At 64.9% G+C, this 16,255-nt stretch carries 14 protein-coding genes; 12 read left to right on the forward strand and 2 right to left on the reverse strand.

Going from position 1 to position 16,255, the window contains the following annotated elements:
* The first annotated feature begins 34 nt into the window (after nucleotides 1-34).
* The 10 genes from ABGT83_RS02510 (at nucleotide 35) to ABGT83_RS02555 (ending at nucleotide 10,950) form a co-directional block, all read left to right on the forward strand.
* Entirely contained in the window at nucleotides 35-1,243 is a 1,209-nt protein-coding gene (locus tag ABGT83_RS02510) for a prephenate dehydrogenase/arogenate dehydrogenase family protein (protein ID WP_239926406.1), read from the forward strand.
* On the forward strand, nucleotides 1,233-2,561 hold the full coding sequence (aroA, locus tag ABGT83_RS02515) for a 3-phosphoshikimate 1-carboxyvinyltransferase (RefSeq protein ID WP_103264909.1): 1,329 nt from the start codon (nucleotides 1,233-1,235) through the stop codon (nucleotides 2,559-2,561). Before ABGT83_RS02510 ends, aroA begins: the two co-directional genes overlap by 11 nt.
* Complete coding sequence (cmk, locus tag ABGT83_RS02520; RefSeq protein WP_103264910.1) at nucleotides 2,558-3,235, forward strand: (d)CMP kinase; 678 nt, start codon at nucleotides 2,558-2,560, stop codon at nucleotides 3,233-3,235. The genes aroA and cmk overlap by 4 nt, the downstream gene beginning before the upstream one ends.
* Entirely contained in the window at nucleotides 3,232-4,101 is an 870-nt protein-coding gene (locus ABGT83_RS02525) for a lysophospholipid acyltransferase family protein (protein WP_103264911.1), read from the forward strand. The genes cmk and ABGT83_RS02525 overlap by 4 nt, the downstream gene beginning before the upstream one ends.
* A complete protein-coding gene (gene ispH, locus ABGT83_RS02530; RefSeq protein ID WP_103264912.1) occupies nucleotides 4,098-4,934 on the forward strand; it encodes a 4-hydroxy-3-methylbut-2-enyl diphosphate reductase in 837 nt (278 codons plus the stop codon). Before ABGT83_RS02525 ends, ispH begins: the two co-directional genes overlap by 4 nt.
* A 158-nt stretch (nucleotides 4,935-5,092) precedes the next feature.
* Nucleotides 5,093-6,208, forward strand: a complete 1,116-nt coding sequence (locus ABGT83_RS02535) for a murein hydrolase activator EnvC family protein (RefSeq protein ID WP_103264913.1) — start codon at nucleotides 5,093-5,095, stop codon at nucleotides 6,206-6,208.
* 169 nt (nucleotides 6,209-6,377) lie between these two features.
* The gene (locus ABGT83_RS02540; protein ID WP_346685749.1) at nucleotides 6,378-7,715 is read left to right on the forward strand and encodes a DUF512 domain-containing protein; all 1,338 of its coding nucleotides are present in this window, start codon (nucleotides 6,378-6,380) and stop codon (nucleotides 7,713-7,715) included.
* Between the two features lie 41 nt (nucleotides 7,716-7,756).
* The gene (gene der, locus ABGT83_RS02545; RefSeq protein WP_346685750.1) at nucleotides 7,757-9,073 is read left to right on the forward strand and encodes a ribosome biogenesis GTPase Der; all 1,317 of its coding nucleotides are present in this window, start codon (nucleotides 7,757-7,759) and stop codon (nucleotides 9,071-9,073) included.
* A 10-nt stretch (nucleotides 9,074-9,083) separates the two neighbouring features.
* On the forward strand, nucleotides 9,084-9,743 hold the full coding sequence (gene plsY / locus ABGT83_RS02550) for a glycerol-3-phosphate 1-O-acyltransferase PlsY (RefSeq protein WP_346685751.1): 660 nt from the start codon (nucleotides 9,084-9,086) through the stop codon (nucleotides 9,741-9,743).
* Between the two features lie 205 nt (nucleotides 9,744-9,948).
* Nucleotides 9,949-10,950, forward strand: a complete 1,002-nt coding sequence (locus ABGT83_RS02555) for an NAD(P)H-dependent glycerol-3-phosphate dehydrogenase (protein WP_103264917.1) — start codon at nucleotides 9,949-9,951, stop codon at nucleotides 10,948-10,950.
* A 534-nt stretch (nucleotides 10,951-11,484) separates the two neighbouring features.
* Here the strand turns inward: ABGT83_RS02555 and ABGT83_RS02560 are convergent.
* Entirely contained in the window at nucleotides 11,485-13,527 is a 2,043-nt protein-coding gene (locus tag ABGT83_RS02560; RefSeq protein ID WP_346685753.1) for an NAD(P)H-hydrate epimerase, read from the reverse strand.
* A 67-nt stretch (nucleotides 13,528-13,594) separates the two neighbouring features.
* Nucleotides 13,595-14,083: a methylated-DNA--[protein]-cysteine S-methyltransferase gene (locus ABGT83_RS02565; RefSeq protein ID WP_157938976.1), complete on the reverse strand. Its 489-nt coding sequence runs from the start codon at nucleotides 14,081-14,083 to the stop codon at nucleotides 13,595-13,597.
* A 191-nt stretch (nucleotides 14,084-14,274) separates the two neighbouring features.
* Here ABGT83_RS02565 and rpe point away from each other — a divergent pair, with 191 nt between their 5' ends.
* Nucleotides 14,275-14,991: a ribulose-phosphate 3-epimerase gene (gene rpe / locus ABGT83_RS02570; RefSeq protein WP_346685755.1), complete on the forward strand. Its 717-nt coding sequence runs from the start codon at nucleotides 14,275-14,277 to the stop codon at nucleotides 14,989-14,991.
* A gap of 3 nt (nucleotides 14,992-14,994) precedes the next feature.
* Nucleotides 14,995-16,194, forward strand: a complete 1,200-nt coding sequence (locus ABGT83_RS02575) for a cysteine desulfurase family protein (RefSeq protein WP_346685757.1) — start codon at nucleotides 14,995-14,997, stop codon at nucleotides 16,192-16,194.
* The last annotated feature ends 61 nt before the right edge of the window (nucleotides 16,195-16,255 follow it).

Below are 16,255 nucleotides of genomic sequence, written 5' to 3' on the forward strand. Positions count from 1 at the left end.
CGTCCGTTCCGGACGCATTCCATAAACGAAACGCATGATCATACGAGAGGGAGAGGTGCCGTACCGCATGGCGTACAAGCAATCAGCGCAGACGGATCGGACGGGTTTCGAGCGCATTGCCGTCGTCGGTTTCGGCCTCGTCGGCGCATCGTTCGCTGCTGCGGTCCGCTCCGTGCATCCGGGCACGAAGATGCTCGCCGTCGACGTCGACGCGCGCACGCTGCAGGAGGCCGTCCAGCGCGGCTGGGCGACGGAGGGCGCGCTGCCCGATGACCCAGTGTTCGAGCGATTCGTGCGCGAAGGCTGCGACCTCGTTGTGCTTGCGGCGCCCGTGGATGCGGTGGAGGGACATCTGAAGCGTCTTGCCGCCTGGGATTTCTGCGGGATTGTCACCGATACGGCATCCACGAAGGCTCGCATTTCCGAGGCAGCTGCAAGGATCCTGCCGCATCCTGAGCACTTCGTGCCCGGCCACCCCATGGCCGGCTCGGAGAAGAACGGTATCGACGGAGCGCGCCCTGATCTGTTCAAAGGCGCGCATTGGATCCTCTGCCCGGATGCGAACACGCCCGCCGAGCATTTTCCGCGCCTGCACGAGCTTGTCACCTCGCTCGGCGCACGCGTCATCGCGCTTCCGCGCGAGGACCACGATGCGGCCGTCGCCGTCGTGAGCCACGTGCCTCACATCATGGCTTCATCGCTCATGCATCTGGCGAGCCGGCATGCCGACGACCAGCAGGCGCTCATGCGCCTGGCCGCCGGCGGCTTCAAGGATTCCACGCGCATCGCGGCCGGCTCTCCCGAGTTGTGGTGCGGCATCGCGTTTGACAATCGCGAGGCTCTGGGAGAAGGGCTGGCTGAGATGCAGGGTATCATCGGCTCGTTCGCAGATGCGCTTGCATCTGACGACCGCGCAGCGCTCACGGCACTCCTGGCCGAAGCCGCCGAGGCTCGCCGGGCGCTGCCTGCGGCGTGGGTGCCCTCCACGGAGCGCCTCTTGGAAGTGCGCATTCCCATGGAGGACCGTCCCGGCGTGGTGGCCGAGGTCACTACCGTCACGAGCTCGGCGGGCTGCAATATCCAATCCATCGAGATCGACCACGTCACCGAGGACAGCGCCGTGCTCAGCCTCGTGCTCACCGATGAGGGCGACGTCGGGCGGCTGTCCGCGCAGCTCATCAATGCAGGTTTCTCAGTTTCGTTCAGCCCGTTGACGGCAAAGGAGCATACTCATGTCGCATGAAGCCATCCATACCGTCGTGAACCCCCTGCCGGCGCCTTTGCACGGTTCTGCTTCGGTGCCCGGCGACAAGTCTATATCGCATCGCGCCGTGCTGTTCGCGGCTATGGCCGAGGGCACCTCGCGGCTTTCGGGCGTGCTCGACTCCGAGGACGTGCGCTCCTCCATCAGGGCCGTGAGCCAGCTCGGTGCCGAAGTGTCGCTTGAGAAGCAACCCGACGGGAGCCTCGCCGGCGGCATCACCGGCTGGGGCTCGCGCGGCCCGAAGCAGCCCGACGGCGCAATCGACTGCGGCAACTCCGGAACCACCGCGCGTCTGCTTATGGGCGTGCTCGCGCCTTGGGACGTGCAGGCGGAGCTTGCGGGCGACGAGTCTCTCACGCGTCGTCCCATGCGCCGCATCACCGCTCCGCTTATGAAGATGGGTGCGCGCTTCTTGCCCGAGGGGCGGGAGACGCTGCCGCTGACGATATGCGGCTCGCCGCGTCTGCGCGCCATCACCTACGACGCACCCATGGCTTCGGCCCAGCTCAAAACTGCTGTGCTTCTGGCCGGCGTCTACGCTGACGGTACGACGACCTTGAACGAGCCTGCTCCCTCCCGCAACCATACCGAGCTCATGCTGCCCGAGTTCGGCGTGACCACCACAGCAGCCGAACGCACGGCCAGCGTGACGGGCCCCGCTCGCCTTACGGCCTGCGAGGTGCGCGTGCCGGGCGATCCGTCCTCAGCTGCCTTCCTCGTGTGCGCCGCCGTGCTCAAGCCCGATAGCTCCATCCAGGTGGAGAACGTGAGCTTGAACACCGCGCGTATCGGTTTCACACGCACACTCGAGCGCATGGGCGCCGAAGTGAGCGTGCGGCACATGGGCGCAGAGGGAAAGGAGCCTTTCGGTCTCATCTCGGCGTGTTACACCTCGAATTTGCATGGCTGCGAAGTGCCTGCCGAGAAGATAGCCGCCATCGTCGACGAAGTGCCCGTACTCGCGCTCGTCGCTGCTCATGCACGAGGGGTAACGGTGTTTCGCGAGGTAGGTGAGCTGCGCGTCAAGGAGACTGATCGCCTGGCCGCCATCGTGGAAGGCCTTGAGGTGCTCGGCGTGGACGCGTGGATCGACGGAAACGATCTGTACGTTGAGGGCCAGCCCGGCCTGCATACGCCCGAAGGGGCTCTGTTCGACTCGAAAATGGATCACCGCCTGGCTATGACATGGGCGCTTGCGGGGCTTTGCGGCACCGCGCCCGTGCAGGTGGCCCACTTCGATTCCGTGAAGATCAGCTACCCCCGGTTTCTCTCCGATATCGAAAGGTTGGCACGATGATCATCGCCATCGACGGCCCAAGCGGGGCCGGCAAATCCACGGTTGCGAAAGCTGTGGCCCGCGAACTGGGCTTCTCGTGTTTGGACACGGGCGCCATGTACCGCGCCGTGGCGTGGCGTGCTCTTGAGGACGGCGTCGCGCTCGATGACGCAGAGACGCTCGGGCGCATCGCGCGCGATTGTGAGATCGCGTTTTTGCACGAATCGAACGACCCAATGCCCAAGGGTGTCACCATCGGAGGCGTCGATGTGAGCTCGGCCATCCGCACGTCTGAGATAGATCGCGCGGTGAGCCCCGTGTCGGCCGTCCCTGCCGTGCGCGCAGCGCTCGTGAAGCAGCAGCAGCGCATCGGGCGCTCGGGCGACTACGTGGTGGAGGGCCGCGACATCGGCACAGTGGTGTTTCCCGAGGCCCCGGTCAAAGTGTTCCTCACCGCGTCGGCCGAGGAGCGCGCGCATCGCCGCGTGCGCCAGAACGTCGACCGGGGCGTGGGCTCCATCGACTACGACGAAGTGCTCGCCGACATCCGCCGTCGCGACGATCATGACTCCTCGCGCGCGGCCTCGCCCCTCAAGCCCGCCGAAGACGCCGTGCGTCTCGACTCCACAGGCCGCTTCATCGAGGATGTGATCGAGGACATCGTGGGGCTTGCACGCGAGAAGGACGCCCGATGAGCCTGCTTGTTCCCTACGAGAAGATGTGGGACATGCCGTTCGGCGGTTCGTCCGACGAGAAGCAGGCGCCCCACTGGTCGGGCAACCTCATCTGGGGCTTTCTTGCCTTCGTGTTCAAGATCTGCTTCCGCTACAAGGTGGAGCACCGCGAGCGCATCCGCGCGTTTTCGGGCAAGAGCGGTCTCGTGGTGGTGGCGAATCACACCTCGTTTTTGGATGTGGCGTTCATGTACCTGGTCACGCGGCCTGGGCAATGGATCCGCTTCATGGGGCGCGAGAGCCTGTTCGGTAACGCGAACGGCCTGGTGGGCCAGATCCTCTCGCGCGTGGGGGCGTTCCCCATCAAGCGCGACTCCGCCGACCGCACCGCCATTAAACGCGCAACGCGCATGTTGAAGAACGGTGAGATCGTGGGGATACTTCCCGAAGGCACGCGCCGCGGCAAGGGAACGAAGACGCCCGAGATCCATTCCGGCGCGGCGTTCATCGCGAAGATGGGGCACGTGCCCATCCTTCCCATGACCGTGCGCAATGCCGAGAATGTGAAGCGCAAGGGCGAGCGGCTGCATTTCCCCAAGATATCCATCGAGTACGGCAACCCGATCCTCGTGGAGGACTTCGACTTTCTCCCGAAGGAGGACCGTCTGGACGGCTGCACGTGGTACGCCATGCGCGAGTGCTTCGCGTTGTCGCTGCGCGTGCCGCGCGGGCAGGTGGACATGCCGGCGCTGTTCCCGGGCGGCAAGGACTTCACGGCATCGTTTGCCGAGCATCCGATCCCCGAACGCACCTCCGAGGAGGTCATGGCGCAGATCGAAGCGAAGAAAGCCGCGAAAGCGAAGGCGGCGAAAGAGACGGCCGCATGAAGGTGATCTTGGCGGAGCATGCGGGAGCCTGTTACGGTGTGCAGCGCGCGCTCGATATGGCCGTCGAGGCCTCTGCGGAAGGGGAGGGCGCATCTACGCTCGGGCCGCTCATCCACAACCCGCAGGTGGTGGCCGACCTTGCCGAGCGCGGCGTCCGCGCGGTGTCGGGACCGGAGGATGTGGAACGCGGCTCGGTGATCATCCGCAGCCATGGCGTCACGCCGGCTGTGCGCCGTATGGTGGAAGAGCGGGGATTGCCGCTCATAGATGCCACCTGTCCGCACGTCGCCCGCGCTCAGAAGGCCGCCGCTGCGCTCGCTCGCCGTTGCGGACGCGTGGTGGTGGTGGGCGAGGAGGGCCATCCGGAGGTTGAAGGCCTCGTCGCGCATGCGCGCGAAGCAGGCGGCGAGGTAGCCGTGGTGGCCGGTCCTGCCGATCTGCCTGATGGGCTTGAGGCGCCGGTGGGCATCGTCGTGCAGACGACGCAGACCCGCGAGGCGCTCGACGCCGTGGTGGCCGCTCTCGTCGCGCGCGGCATCGAACCTGAGGTGAAGAACACCATCTGTTTCGCCACGCGCCAACGCCAGGAATCGGCTGCGGCGCTGGCCGATGCCGTGGACGCCATCGTGGTCATCGGCGGGCGCAACTCGTCGAACACGACGCGCCTCGCCGATATCTGCGCTGCCGCCTGCCCGCGCACGCACCACATCGAGGCCCCCGAGGAAATTGAGCCCGCCTGGTTCGTGGACTGTGGAAGCGTGGGCGTGACTGCTGGCGCGAGCACGCCCGAGGACCAGATCGCCGCCGTGGTCGCTCGCCTTGCGATGCTGTGAGCACCGCGCAAGCGGGACGCATGCGCATCACCGAGCCAAGGAGTGCGCAAGGGGTCCCGCGAAGAAAGTCGTCGGATCCGCGTCGGGACGCATCTTCTCGGCGCTTTCTGCTATCATGCCATGAACGGTTCGCAACCGAATCGAAAGAATAGGTGCATATGCAGAACTCGAACACAAAACGCACGCTCTTCTCATCCCTCCTCCTCGCGCTCTGTGCGCTTGTCGCGGCAGCGGCGCTCGCCGGGCTGCCCCTGTCGCCCGCGTACGCGGTGACGTCGACCGAGAAGCAAGCCGAAGCCGATCTTCTCTTCGAGAAGATCGATGCCCTGCAGACCGATCTCAATGCGGCGAATGAGAGCTATGCCGGCGCGCTCGAGCGGCACGATGCGGCCGTGGCGGCTATGGATGAGGCGCAGAAGCGCATCGATGAAGCCGAGGCGCGCATCGATGAGCTGCAGGTTCGTTTGGGCGACAGGGCCGTGAGCCTGTACAAGACCGGGGGGTCGTCGTCCTTGCTCGACGTGGTGCTGGGATCGACGACGTTCGAGGAGTTCCTGACCGCGTGGGATATGCTCGAGCGCATCGCCGATCAGGATGCTGCGCTCGTGCAGGAGACGAAGGATGTCCGCGCCGAAGCTCAGGCGGCTCACGACGAGTACGCTGCGCAAGGGCAGGCGGCGACCGACGAAATGCAGAAAGCATCCGCTCTGATGGACGAGATCGAGGCCACGCAGGAATCTCTCCGTGCAGAGGCCGACAAGATTACGGTCGAGGTGGCCGAGCTGCAGGCTCAAGAGGAACTCGAAGCCGAGGCGGCGCGCCAAGCGGCTGCTGCGGCCGAAGCGACGAAGAAGGGCTCGTCGCAGGGGAGTTCCGTCGTGTCTGGATCGGGTATCTTTACGCACCCGTGTCCTTCTGGCAGCCTGACGAGCCCTTTCGGGTATCGCGAGTTCACCGGATCGTTCCATAAGGGCGTCGACTTCGGCGCAGCCGAGGGTACGCCCTACTACGCGGCCGACAGCGGTACGGTGATCTATGCCACCTATGACGGCGGTTACAACGGGGGTGCAGGCAACTGGATCGTGATCGCGCACGGCAACGGCCTCGTGACCAAGTACATGCACTCGTCGGCCGTATTCGTCTCGGTGGGGCAACATGTTGAACGGGGCGAGCATATCGGTGCCGTCGGCAACACCGGTCACTCGTTCGGCGCGCATCTGCATTTCCAGGTCGAGGTCAACGGCGCCGCTGTCGATCCGATGCGCTACCTGTAGCGACGGCTATGGGAGGGGGCGACGTAAGGTGACGCCATGCTTTGACGGGCGGCCGAGCACGTCATCCTATCCGCCTGCCGACGTCTTGCGGGCCGCCGGCGAAGATGCCGGTGGCGGCGCTTTGCCGGCGCCGGAAGACTTGCACGCCGAAGGATCGCCGCGAGCGTTCGTGTCTTCAGTCGCGCCCGGCAGCCCCGCCGACGATGCGGGCTTCGAACCGGGTTGCTTTCTGACTGCGGTTGACGGTCGGCCTTTGCGCGATCTCATCGATTGGCGCTGGTTGTCCTCGGACGATACGATCGCGGTGGGCTACATCGACCTCGATGGCGACGTCGGCGTGGTGGAACTGGATCGCGACGAGGGCGAGGAGTGGGGCTTCGGGTTCGAGGGCGTCGTATTCGACGGCGTGAAGCAATGCCGCAATGCCTGCACGTTCTGCTTCATGCGGCAACTGCCGCCCGGCATGCGCCCCTCACTCTCTCTGCGCGACGACGACTTCCGCTTGAGCTTCCTGTCCGGCACATTTGTTACGTTCACGAACCTCTCGCCCGACGACGAGGCGCGCATCGTCGAGCAGCATATCTCGCCCTTGCGGGTTTCCCTGCATGCGGCCGACACCGACGTGCGGCGCCGGATCATCGGCAGGCACGCCGCAGACGGCCTTCAGGCCCTCGATCGCCTGCTCTCCGCAGGCATCGAGTTCCACGCGCAGATCGTGCTCATGCCCGGCGAGAACGACGGCGGAGTGTTGGCCGATACGCTCGAATGGGCCTACGCGCGTCCCGGCATCCTCGACGTTTGCATCGTGCCCCTTGGGTTCACGAGGCATCAAGGACGCTTCGACCGCAGCTTCAACGACCCTGCCGCCGCACGCGCCGTACTCAACCTCGTGGAGCCCTTCCAACGACGCGCATGCGAGGAGCGCGGAACGGCATGGGCGTTCACGGCCGACGAGTTCTACCGCAACGCCTTCGGTCCGCGCCTGTTGGACGATCTTCCTCCAACGGAGCACTATGGGGACTTTGCCATGTTCGAGGACGGCGTGGGCATCGTCCGTTCGTTTGCCGACGATTGGGAAGACGCGCAGCGATCCGGGCTTGTCGCGCGCTGTGCCGAAGCGATGCTGCTCGCGGACGCGCGCGTGCATTTCATCTACGGCTTGGCGATGCAGGACGTCATCGCACCGCTCGTGGCTGCGAGCCCGCTCGAGGGTCTGTTCGATCCGCTCTTCGTGGAGAATGCCTTCTTCGGCGGCAACGTGGACGTGACCGGGCTCCTCTGCGGCTGTGACATCGTGGCGGCGGTGAAGAAGCAGGCCGGCGCTGGCGAGACCGGCCGGCGCGCTCCGATCTTCCTGCTGCCGTGCGTCGTTTTCAACGACGACGGCGTGACGCTGGATGACATGAGTTTGAAGGATATGGAAATGGCCGCGGGCGTGCCGCTGGCCGTGGTATCCTGTAATCCATCGGATTTCCTGGAGGAGATCATCGATCTGGCCGCGCAGTGACGTCGGCCCGCAACATCGACCGCTTTTGTGAGGATACCCATATGCCCCTGCCAATTGTTGCGGTGGTAGGACGGCCGAATGTCGGCAAGTCCACCTTCGTGAACCGCATAGCCCAGGCCGACGAGGCCATCGTCCATGAGATGCGCGGCGTCACGCGCGACCGTTCGTATCACGAGGCCGACTGGAACGGCGTCGATTTCAAGCTCATCGATACCGGCGGCATCGAGATGGGTGACGACGACGCGTTTCAGGGTTCCATCCGGGCTCAGGCGCTCGCCGGAGCAGACGAGTCCGATGTCGTCGTGTTTCTCGTAGATGGCAAGACGGGCATCAACGCTGACGACGAGGCCGTCGCGCGCATCCTGCGCCGCACGGCGAAGCCGGTATTCCTCGTCGTGAACAAGATGGACACGCCGAACCGTCTTGACGAGATGTACGAGTTCTACCAGCTGGGACTGGGTGATCCGTGGCCTGTGTCGGCCATGCATGGCCATGGCACGGGGGATCTGCTGGATGCGATCGTGGAGAAGCTGCGCTGCATCGAGCTGCCTCAGGATGTTGATGACGATCCGGGCATCAATGTTGCCATCATCGGTCGGCCGAACGCGGGCAAGTCGTCGCTCACGAACCGGCTCACGGCTGGCGAGCGCTCCATCGTGTCGGATGTGGCCGGCACCACGCGCGACGCCATCGACACCGTGATCGAGCACGACGGCCGTCGCTACACCATCGTCGATACGGCGGGCTTGCGCCGCAAGGCCCAGATCGACCAGGACGTGGAATACTATGGGTTCGTTCGCGCCATGCGCGCCATCGATCGCGCCGACGTGGCGCTGCTCGTCATCGATTCGACACTCGGGCTGACAGACCAGGACCAGCGCGTAGCGGGATTCGCCGCCGAGCGCGGCTGCGCCATGGTCATCGTCCTGAACAAGTGGGACCTCGTCGAAGGTCCCGAGGCCAAGGCCGAAATACGCGAGCGCATCGCCGATCGCATGACTTTCGTGGGCTACGCGCCTGTCCTCGCCGTATCCGCGCTCACCGGCAAGAAAGTCGATCGCATCTGGGAGGCCATCGATGAAGCGTACGGAAACTTCAGCCAGACCATTCCCACGAATAAGCTCAACACCTGGCTTGCGGCCATCCGTGAGACGGGCCACACGGTGACGCAGGGCAAGGCGATCCTGCGCGTGAAATACGTCACCCAGACGGCTTCGTGCCCGCCCCAGTTCACGTTCTTCGCCAACCGTCCCGATCTCGTGAACGACAACTACGAACGGTTCCTCGAGAACCGCCTGCGCGAGAGCTTCGATCTCGTGGGAACGCCGATCAGGTTCAAGTTCAAGAAAAAGGATTAAGGGGGAGCGCATGCAAGACGCGCTAGGTGCGGCCGGACTGTTTGTCGCGGCTTTCCTGTTGGGGTCGATTCCTTTCGGGCTCATCATCTCGAAAGTGTTCTACCATACCGATCTGCGCGAGCACGGCAGCGGCAACATCGGCACGACGAACGCCATCCGCACGATGGGCAAGGTGGGCGGCTACGCCGTGTTTGTACTCGATTTTGGAAAAGGCTTGCTGTCGGGCCTGCTTGCCTGGTGGTTCAGCTGGAACATTCTCCCAAGCGGGGGGCTGGCGCCCGGGGTGCTCGTCTCGTACGACACGATGCTCGCCGTAGCGTTCCTCGGCTGCGTATGGGGGCATGTCTTCAGCCCCTGGCTCAAGTTCAAGGGCGGCAAGGGCATCGCGGTGGCCGTGGGGTGCCTGTTCGTGACGTTCGGCTGGGTCGGTGCGGGTTTGGAGCTGCTCATCTTCATCGTGCTCGTCGTCGCCACCAAGCGCGTGTCCATCGGGTCGATCGCTGCCGCGGCGGCGTGCCCGTTCTTCGCGCTGTACTTCTTCTGGGGCGATTGGGCGGCGGTGGCGTTTTGCGCCGTCGCGGGCCTGACCGTGGTGTGGGCGCATCGGGAGAATATCAAGCGCTTGCGCGCCGGCACGGAAAGCCGCATAGGCGACAGGAAGAGAGCTTGAGAAAGCGCATAGCGCCGATTGCATCGGCGTGGAGCGCCAAGACGGTCAAGGCGGCCGTGAACGCCGGGCGAAGCGCGCTTCTGCTTGCGAATGAGGGCTTTGAGCGGCACGATCGACGGTATCGGCGCTTCGAGGTGCCAGTCGTTCCGTTTCCCTGGGGGATGCGCTCTCCGGACGACGCGGCACAACGGTGGAAGGGACTATCATGAAGATCGCGGTTATCGGGGCGGGTTCGTGGGGCACGGCGCTCGCGCAGCTGCTCGCAGGCAACGGCTGCAACGTGGGGCTGTGGGCCCGTAAACCCGAGGTGGTGCGGTCTGTCAACGGCAGCCACGTGAACCCGCGCTACCTGAGCGACGTCGAGCTGTCCGAAAACATCGTGGCCACGACTTCGTACAAAGATGCGCTCTTGCGCGCGAAAGCGGCCGTCATCGTCACGCCGTCAAACCTCATGCGCGGTGTGGCCTGCGCGTTGGCCGACGTCGTAGACGCCGATTTCCCGATCATCATATGCTCGAAGGGCGTAGAGGAGGGAAGCGGTCTTCTGCCGGTCGAAGTGTTCGAGGCCGAGATGGGCAACGCGAGCCGTCTGGCCGTGCTCTCGGGCCCGAACTTCGCTGCAGAGGTGATCCGCGGCATCCCGACGGGCACCGTCATTGCCAGCTCGGACGAAGGCACCGCAGCGTTTTTCCAAGAGCTGTTCGCCGCCGAGACCTTCCGCACCTATGTGAGCGACGATGTGTGCGGCGTGGAGCTGTGCGCTGCGTTCAAGAACGTGATCGCCATCGCTGTGGGCGTGTCTTATGGCCTCGGCTACGGCGACAACACGGCCGCCATGCTCATGACGCGCGGCCTGGCCGAGATGAGCCGCCTCGTCGTGCGTTGCGGCGGACAGGCGATCACCTGCATGGGGCTGGCCGGCACGGGCGACCTCGTGGCTACGTGCACATCCGAGCATTCGCGCAACCGTCGTTTCGGCAGACTCTTGGCCGAAGGCGGCACGCTCGACGGGTTCATCGCCGAGACGCACATGGTGGCCGAAGGCGCGCTCGCGTGCAAGACGCTCAAGACGCTGGCCGACCGCTACGACGTGGAGCTGCCCATAACCGATGTCGTGCGCGCTATCGTCTGGGAGGGCGCCGACCCGCACGATGTGGCAAAGACCCTGACGAGCCGTCCTCTCACTACCGAATTCTACGGCTTGTAGGAGGCTTTGCGCACCCGGCCGGCCGTTCGGATGCCGGGGAGGGGCGACGCTGGACCGCATAGCCCACGCCGATCCGAAGGTCCCTTTCGGGGGGGGGGGCTTGCCGTACTCGCGCACGGTGCGATCGGGTGCGGCGGCGCGCAGGTTTCGGCCGGTTGTCGGATCGACCACCGCGCGTTGACCGTCGAGCCGATCGCATCGCGCAACGCATTCTCGTATCGTAGAGTACTCCTTGTCGAAACGAACGCATCCCCATCGCAGCGCGGCTGTTGGGATGCAGATGTCGAAAGGAGATCGCGATGCTGGACCCGATGCGCTTATCCGCAATAAGCGATAGGGAAGTGCGTCCTGCGTCCTGCGCCGCGAACGAACACTGATACAACCTATACAGGGCCTGTCGTCTCGTCTCTCGTGTGAACCCCCCCCCCTCTCTCTCAAACCTCCGACGGGCCCAAGAGCATGCGCACCTTCCCCCTTCTCCTCTGTGCGTACTGCAAGCCCTCCTTCGGACCCCCCATCCGAAGGAGGGCGTTTTTATACCTGCGTTCGAAACGGCTCATCCCCGGAGTCGGTTGCGCGCAACCGCTCGAGGCAGATGTGCGCATCGACGAGCTTCTCCAGTCTCACCAAGCCGGTCCAGCGCGCAGCCGAGGGCAAGACGAGCCCGGGCTTGAACGCGATCATCGTCACCGTGATGTCGGCGGCGAAGGTGGGGCGGGCGGCGGCGCCCGATTGAGCCGAAAGGCCGCTCGGCGTATCGACGGCGACCGCGAAAGGGGCGTCTTTGGCGCGGGCCGGGAGTGCGCGCCGCGTGCCGAGTTCGTGCTCGCCACGCTCGTGCCGCCTGCGGCGGTGGCGTCCACGGCCCTTTCCCCGCCCGCCCTCGAAGCGACGCCGGTTAGCGGCTCTGATCCAGCTTGCATACGGCTCACGCACCTCGTCGCCCGAAAAGCCTGTCCCCAAAATCGCGTCGACAACCGCGGCGGCGCCGTCTACGGCGTCGATGAGCACATCGGCGTCGGGCGCGATGAGCACCGTGAGCGGCAGCTTGCGCGCCGATATCTCGGAGAACGTCTCGATTGCCGTCTGGCGGGCCGGTTCCGCACGGATTCTTTCGGCAAGCTCAGCTGCCACAAGGGTCGTTGGATACCCAGCTTCCGCAAGGATGCGGGCACATACCCACCCGTCGCCTCCGTTGTTGCCCGAGCCTGCCAGCACCACGACGGGAGCTGGATCGGGCACGTGCGCACGTACCGTGTCGGCAACGGCGCATCCGGCACGCTCCATGAGCTCGGAAAGTGGTGTGCCATCCTGCGCGATACGCCGCTCGAGCTCCCCGATCTCGGGTACGTCGAGCACCTGGCGCCTCTCGCGTTCGCGCTCAACCCCCGCGACTGTCATAACCCGCGTGTTGGACAGCAAGCCGTTGAGCATGACGAACGGACGTTTCTTCACGGCTGCCCGCATGGCCCGCACGATGAGCGATGCGCCCCAGATGGACATGAACGCGATCCAGACCCAAACGACGACCGCTCGATGCTCTACGGCGAACGCTGCGACGGCGTTCATCTCGCCGGCCTTCGACGGATCGAGATCCAATACGCCGAACAGCAGCGCGAAGGGAACCGTGGCGAACAGATAGAGCAGGCCGTAGCGCGCGAGGATCTGGTACCAACGGGCGCAGGAGGCGTCGGAGCGCACGATGCGCAATTTCAATAGCCGCTGGCCGAGCGTTTGGCCGTGCGAACATGCGGGCACGGCAACGAAGAAAGTTACGAGTGTTATGAGCTCCAGAGCCTGCACGGCGAACCCCCACGATCCGCCCGCTGCTTCGAGCGTCTCGCGCGCCCCAGCCGAAGCGACGATCGATGCGAGTGCACCCGCCGCCGCTTGGGCCAAGATCAAGTCGATGCCGAACGACAGCGCTCGCTGGGTGACGCTCGCGCGCACGCCGGCCTCGCGCGCCTCCTCGTCTACGAGGCGCATGTCGGGCAGCACGCGCATGGCGGGTCCGACCATCCAGAAGCCGATCATCGCGCCGAACGTGTTCAAAATCAAGTCATCTACGTCGAACAACCGGTACGGATGAGCATAGACTCCCCAAAGACCCGTGAGCTGCGTGAGCTCGAACGACAGCGTGACCAGAAAGCCGATAAAAAGCGTCTGCCACCAGGTGCGTCGGAAATAATAGCGCAGATACATGCCCAAAGGCACGAGAAGAAGCACGTTGAAAAGGGCTTCGTAGACGGAGGGGTCGCGCAGCGTGGCGAGCCAGGTGGAAGGATCGCCTGCCGAAAACGGCGTCTCGGCGAGGAACTCGTGCACAAAGCTGAACGGTACGAGCTGCGGGGTTTGGGCGTACGGCACCACGGCTGCGCGGTTCTCGGGCAGGGGCAGCAGCACGAGGAAGTACGCGCACAGAAGATAGAACACGAACGAATACACGACGAGGGTGTGCAGCCACGGAACGGAACCGAATTTGCGATATTGGAAGACGAGGTAGGGAAGCGTGATGACAAAGGCGAGCAACGGGAAAGCAACTGCCGCCAAAACGATGTTGGACACGTAGACGTTCATGAGGGGGAAGGAGGGCCTTTCTGGATGTTGGATAGATGCCGTGGGTCGCGATTCGATCGAATGGAGGCTAGTCGCCGTCCTCCTCGCATGCGCGGCTTTCAAGATCGAGCAGATAGGCTTTTATCTTCGAGCCGCCGGCGTAGCCGACGAGCGAGCCGTTCGCGCCGATCACGCGATGGCAAGGAACGACGATAGGCAGCGGATTCCTATTGTTCGCTCCTCCGACGGCACGGCATGCCTTCGGATTGCCGATAGCTGCAGCGACCTCGCTGTAGGAGCGCGTCTGGCCGTAGGGTATGTCGGAGAGCGCAGCCCATACGCGCTTCTGGAACTCCGTTCCCTCAGGAGCGAGCGGCAGATCGAAAGCGCGCCGTTTACCGGCAAGGTATTCTTGCAGCTGGTTTGCCGCGCGGTTTGTGAGCTCGGTCGCCCGCCGCTCGCCGGGGAGCGGCGGGCTGCCGAACGCGATGGCTGTGATAGCCGAGCCGTCCGAGGCTACCGTGAGGTGCCCGAGTGGTGTCTGGTAGGGATAGTACGTCAAGCATTTCGAAGCCATGATCGCCCCTTCCGGTCGATTTCGCATCATTATACTGCATGCCGTATTCCGACTCATGCATCTCGGCGTTGCGCGCATCGGGCGCCGCCCATCGCTTCTGCATGTGGTTTCTCCGCCGCCAGGCGTCGGAGAGACGCCGCGTTTGCGTCGTTGAGCTAGAATGGATGAAGCGATCAACGTGAGGAGTCCTGATGTTCGAACCGGTGAAGATAGCGCCTTCCATCCTGTCGGCCGATTTTATGGATCTCGGGCGCGATATCGCGCTCATTGAGGAGGCTGGCGCGGGGTATGTTCACGTCGACGTCATGGACGGCCATTTCGTCCCGAATCTGACGATGGGCGTGCCGGTGGTCAGACAGTTAAAAAAGGCCACATCGCTCCCGCTTGACGTGCATCTGATGATCGACAATCCCCTCGAGCAGGTGTCGTGGTTTCTCGATGCGGGCGCCGATTCCGTCACCGTCCATGTTGAGGCGCTCGACGAGGCTGGTCTGTTCCGGGCTGTTTCGGACATTCGCGGGTCGGGGGCCCGGGCCGCTGTGAGCGTGAAGCCGGCGACGCCGATCGAGGCCGTGGTGCCCGTCATCGGCGAAGTGGACATGGTGCTTGTCATGAGCGTGGAGCCGGGCTTCTCGGGCCAAAGCTTCATCGAAGGGAGCGATGCGCGCGTTGCGCGCGTCGTGGAGCTTGCACGCATGGCCGGCGCGAGTCCGCTCATCCAGGTGGACGGGGGGATTGGCGTTGCAACGGCGCCGTGCGTGGCCGCTGCTGGGGCCGATGTGCTCGTGTGCGGCAATGCGGTGTTCGCGGCGAAGGATCCTGGGGCGGCTCTTGAAGCCATACGCACGGCTGCCGAGGAGGCGCGTGCGGCCGCCCTCGGGCTATCCGACATACTGGACGAGGTTTGAGCAATGCCTGTGCCTTCGGATTACGTGTATCTCGACTACGCTGCCACGGCGTTGCCGCGCGCCTGTGCCTTGGAGGCCATGGCTCCATTTTTTGCTCCCGGATTCCTCGGCCTGATGCACGGGGCGAACGCGAACTCGCTGCATACGCCCGGTCGTACCGCCTTCGCCGCGCTCGAAGACGCCCGCGCTTCCATTGCGCGAGATCTGGGCGCACGTCGTCCCGGCGAGATCATCTTCACCTCGGGGGCGACCGAAGCCGACAACATGGCCGTGCTCGGTATTGCCCGCGCTGCAGCCGAAGAGCGTCGCCGGCACGGCCGCACGGCGTCGCCGCACGTTATCGTATCGGCTATCGAGCACGAAGCCGTCCTGGCGCCGGCGCGGCTTCTTGAGGCGGAAGGCTTCCGCGTCACGCGTCTCAAGCCGAACCGCCAGGGGTTCATCGAGGTCCACGCCCTCGAGGAGAGCCTCGATGAGGACACGGTGCTTGTGAGCGTGCAGGCCGCTAACAGCGAGGTCGGTAGCGTCCAGCCCGTGGCGGCGCTCGCGCACGCGGTCCACGCGGCAGGTGCGCTTATGCACACCGACGCCGTGCAGGCGCTCGGTAAGGCACACATCGATCTCGGTGCCCTCGGCGTGGACGCGGCGTCGTTCTCGGCTCACAAGATCGGAGGCCCGAAGGGAGTCGGGACCCTTTTTCTTAAGGCTCGCACGCCGTTCGCTGCGCAGATGCTCGGCGGGGGGCAGGAATCGGGACGGCGCAGCGGCACGCAGAACGTGGCCGGCGCCGTGGGGTTCGCGGCCGCCTGCCGCGAGGCTGCGGAGGAGCAGGAGGCCGAGGCTGCCCGTCTACGCGGCCTGCGCGATCGGCTCTATGGGTCGCTGACCGGCTTCGGACCGGTCGAGGCGACGGTCGATGTGGCGGAAGGCAGCGAGGACTTCCTTCCCAATATCGTCAACGTTTTGGTGGACGGTCTGGAGAGCGAGACACTCGTTCTCCGCTACGACCGCCAAGGCTTTGGCGTGTCGGGAGGATCGGCCTGCTCGTCGCGTTCGCTCGAGCCGAGTCACGTGCTGCGCGCGATCGGCATTGACGCCGATCGCGCGCTAGGGGCTCTGCGTATCTCGATGGGACGCGACACCCGGCAAAGCGATGTGGACGCGTTTATCAACGCGACAGCGACGGTGCTGGACTGGAACTGATAATCGGCCCGTACGCGGCGGGCAGCCGCTCGCGGGCCGCCGATGCGGAGGTATACCGAGC

The sequence above is a fragment of the Enteroscipio rubneri genome (genome assembly GCF_963929405.1).
Lineage (GTDB): Bacteria > Actinomycetota > Coriobacteriia > Coriobacteriales > Eggerthellaceae > Enteroscipio > Enteroscipio rubneri.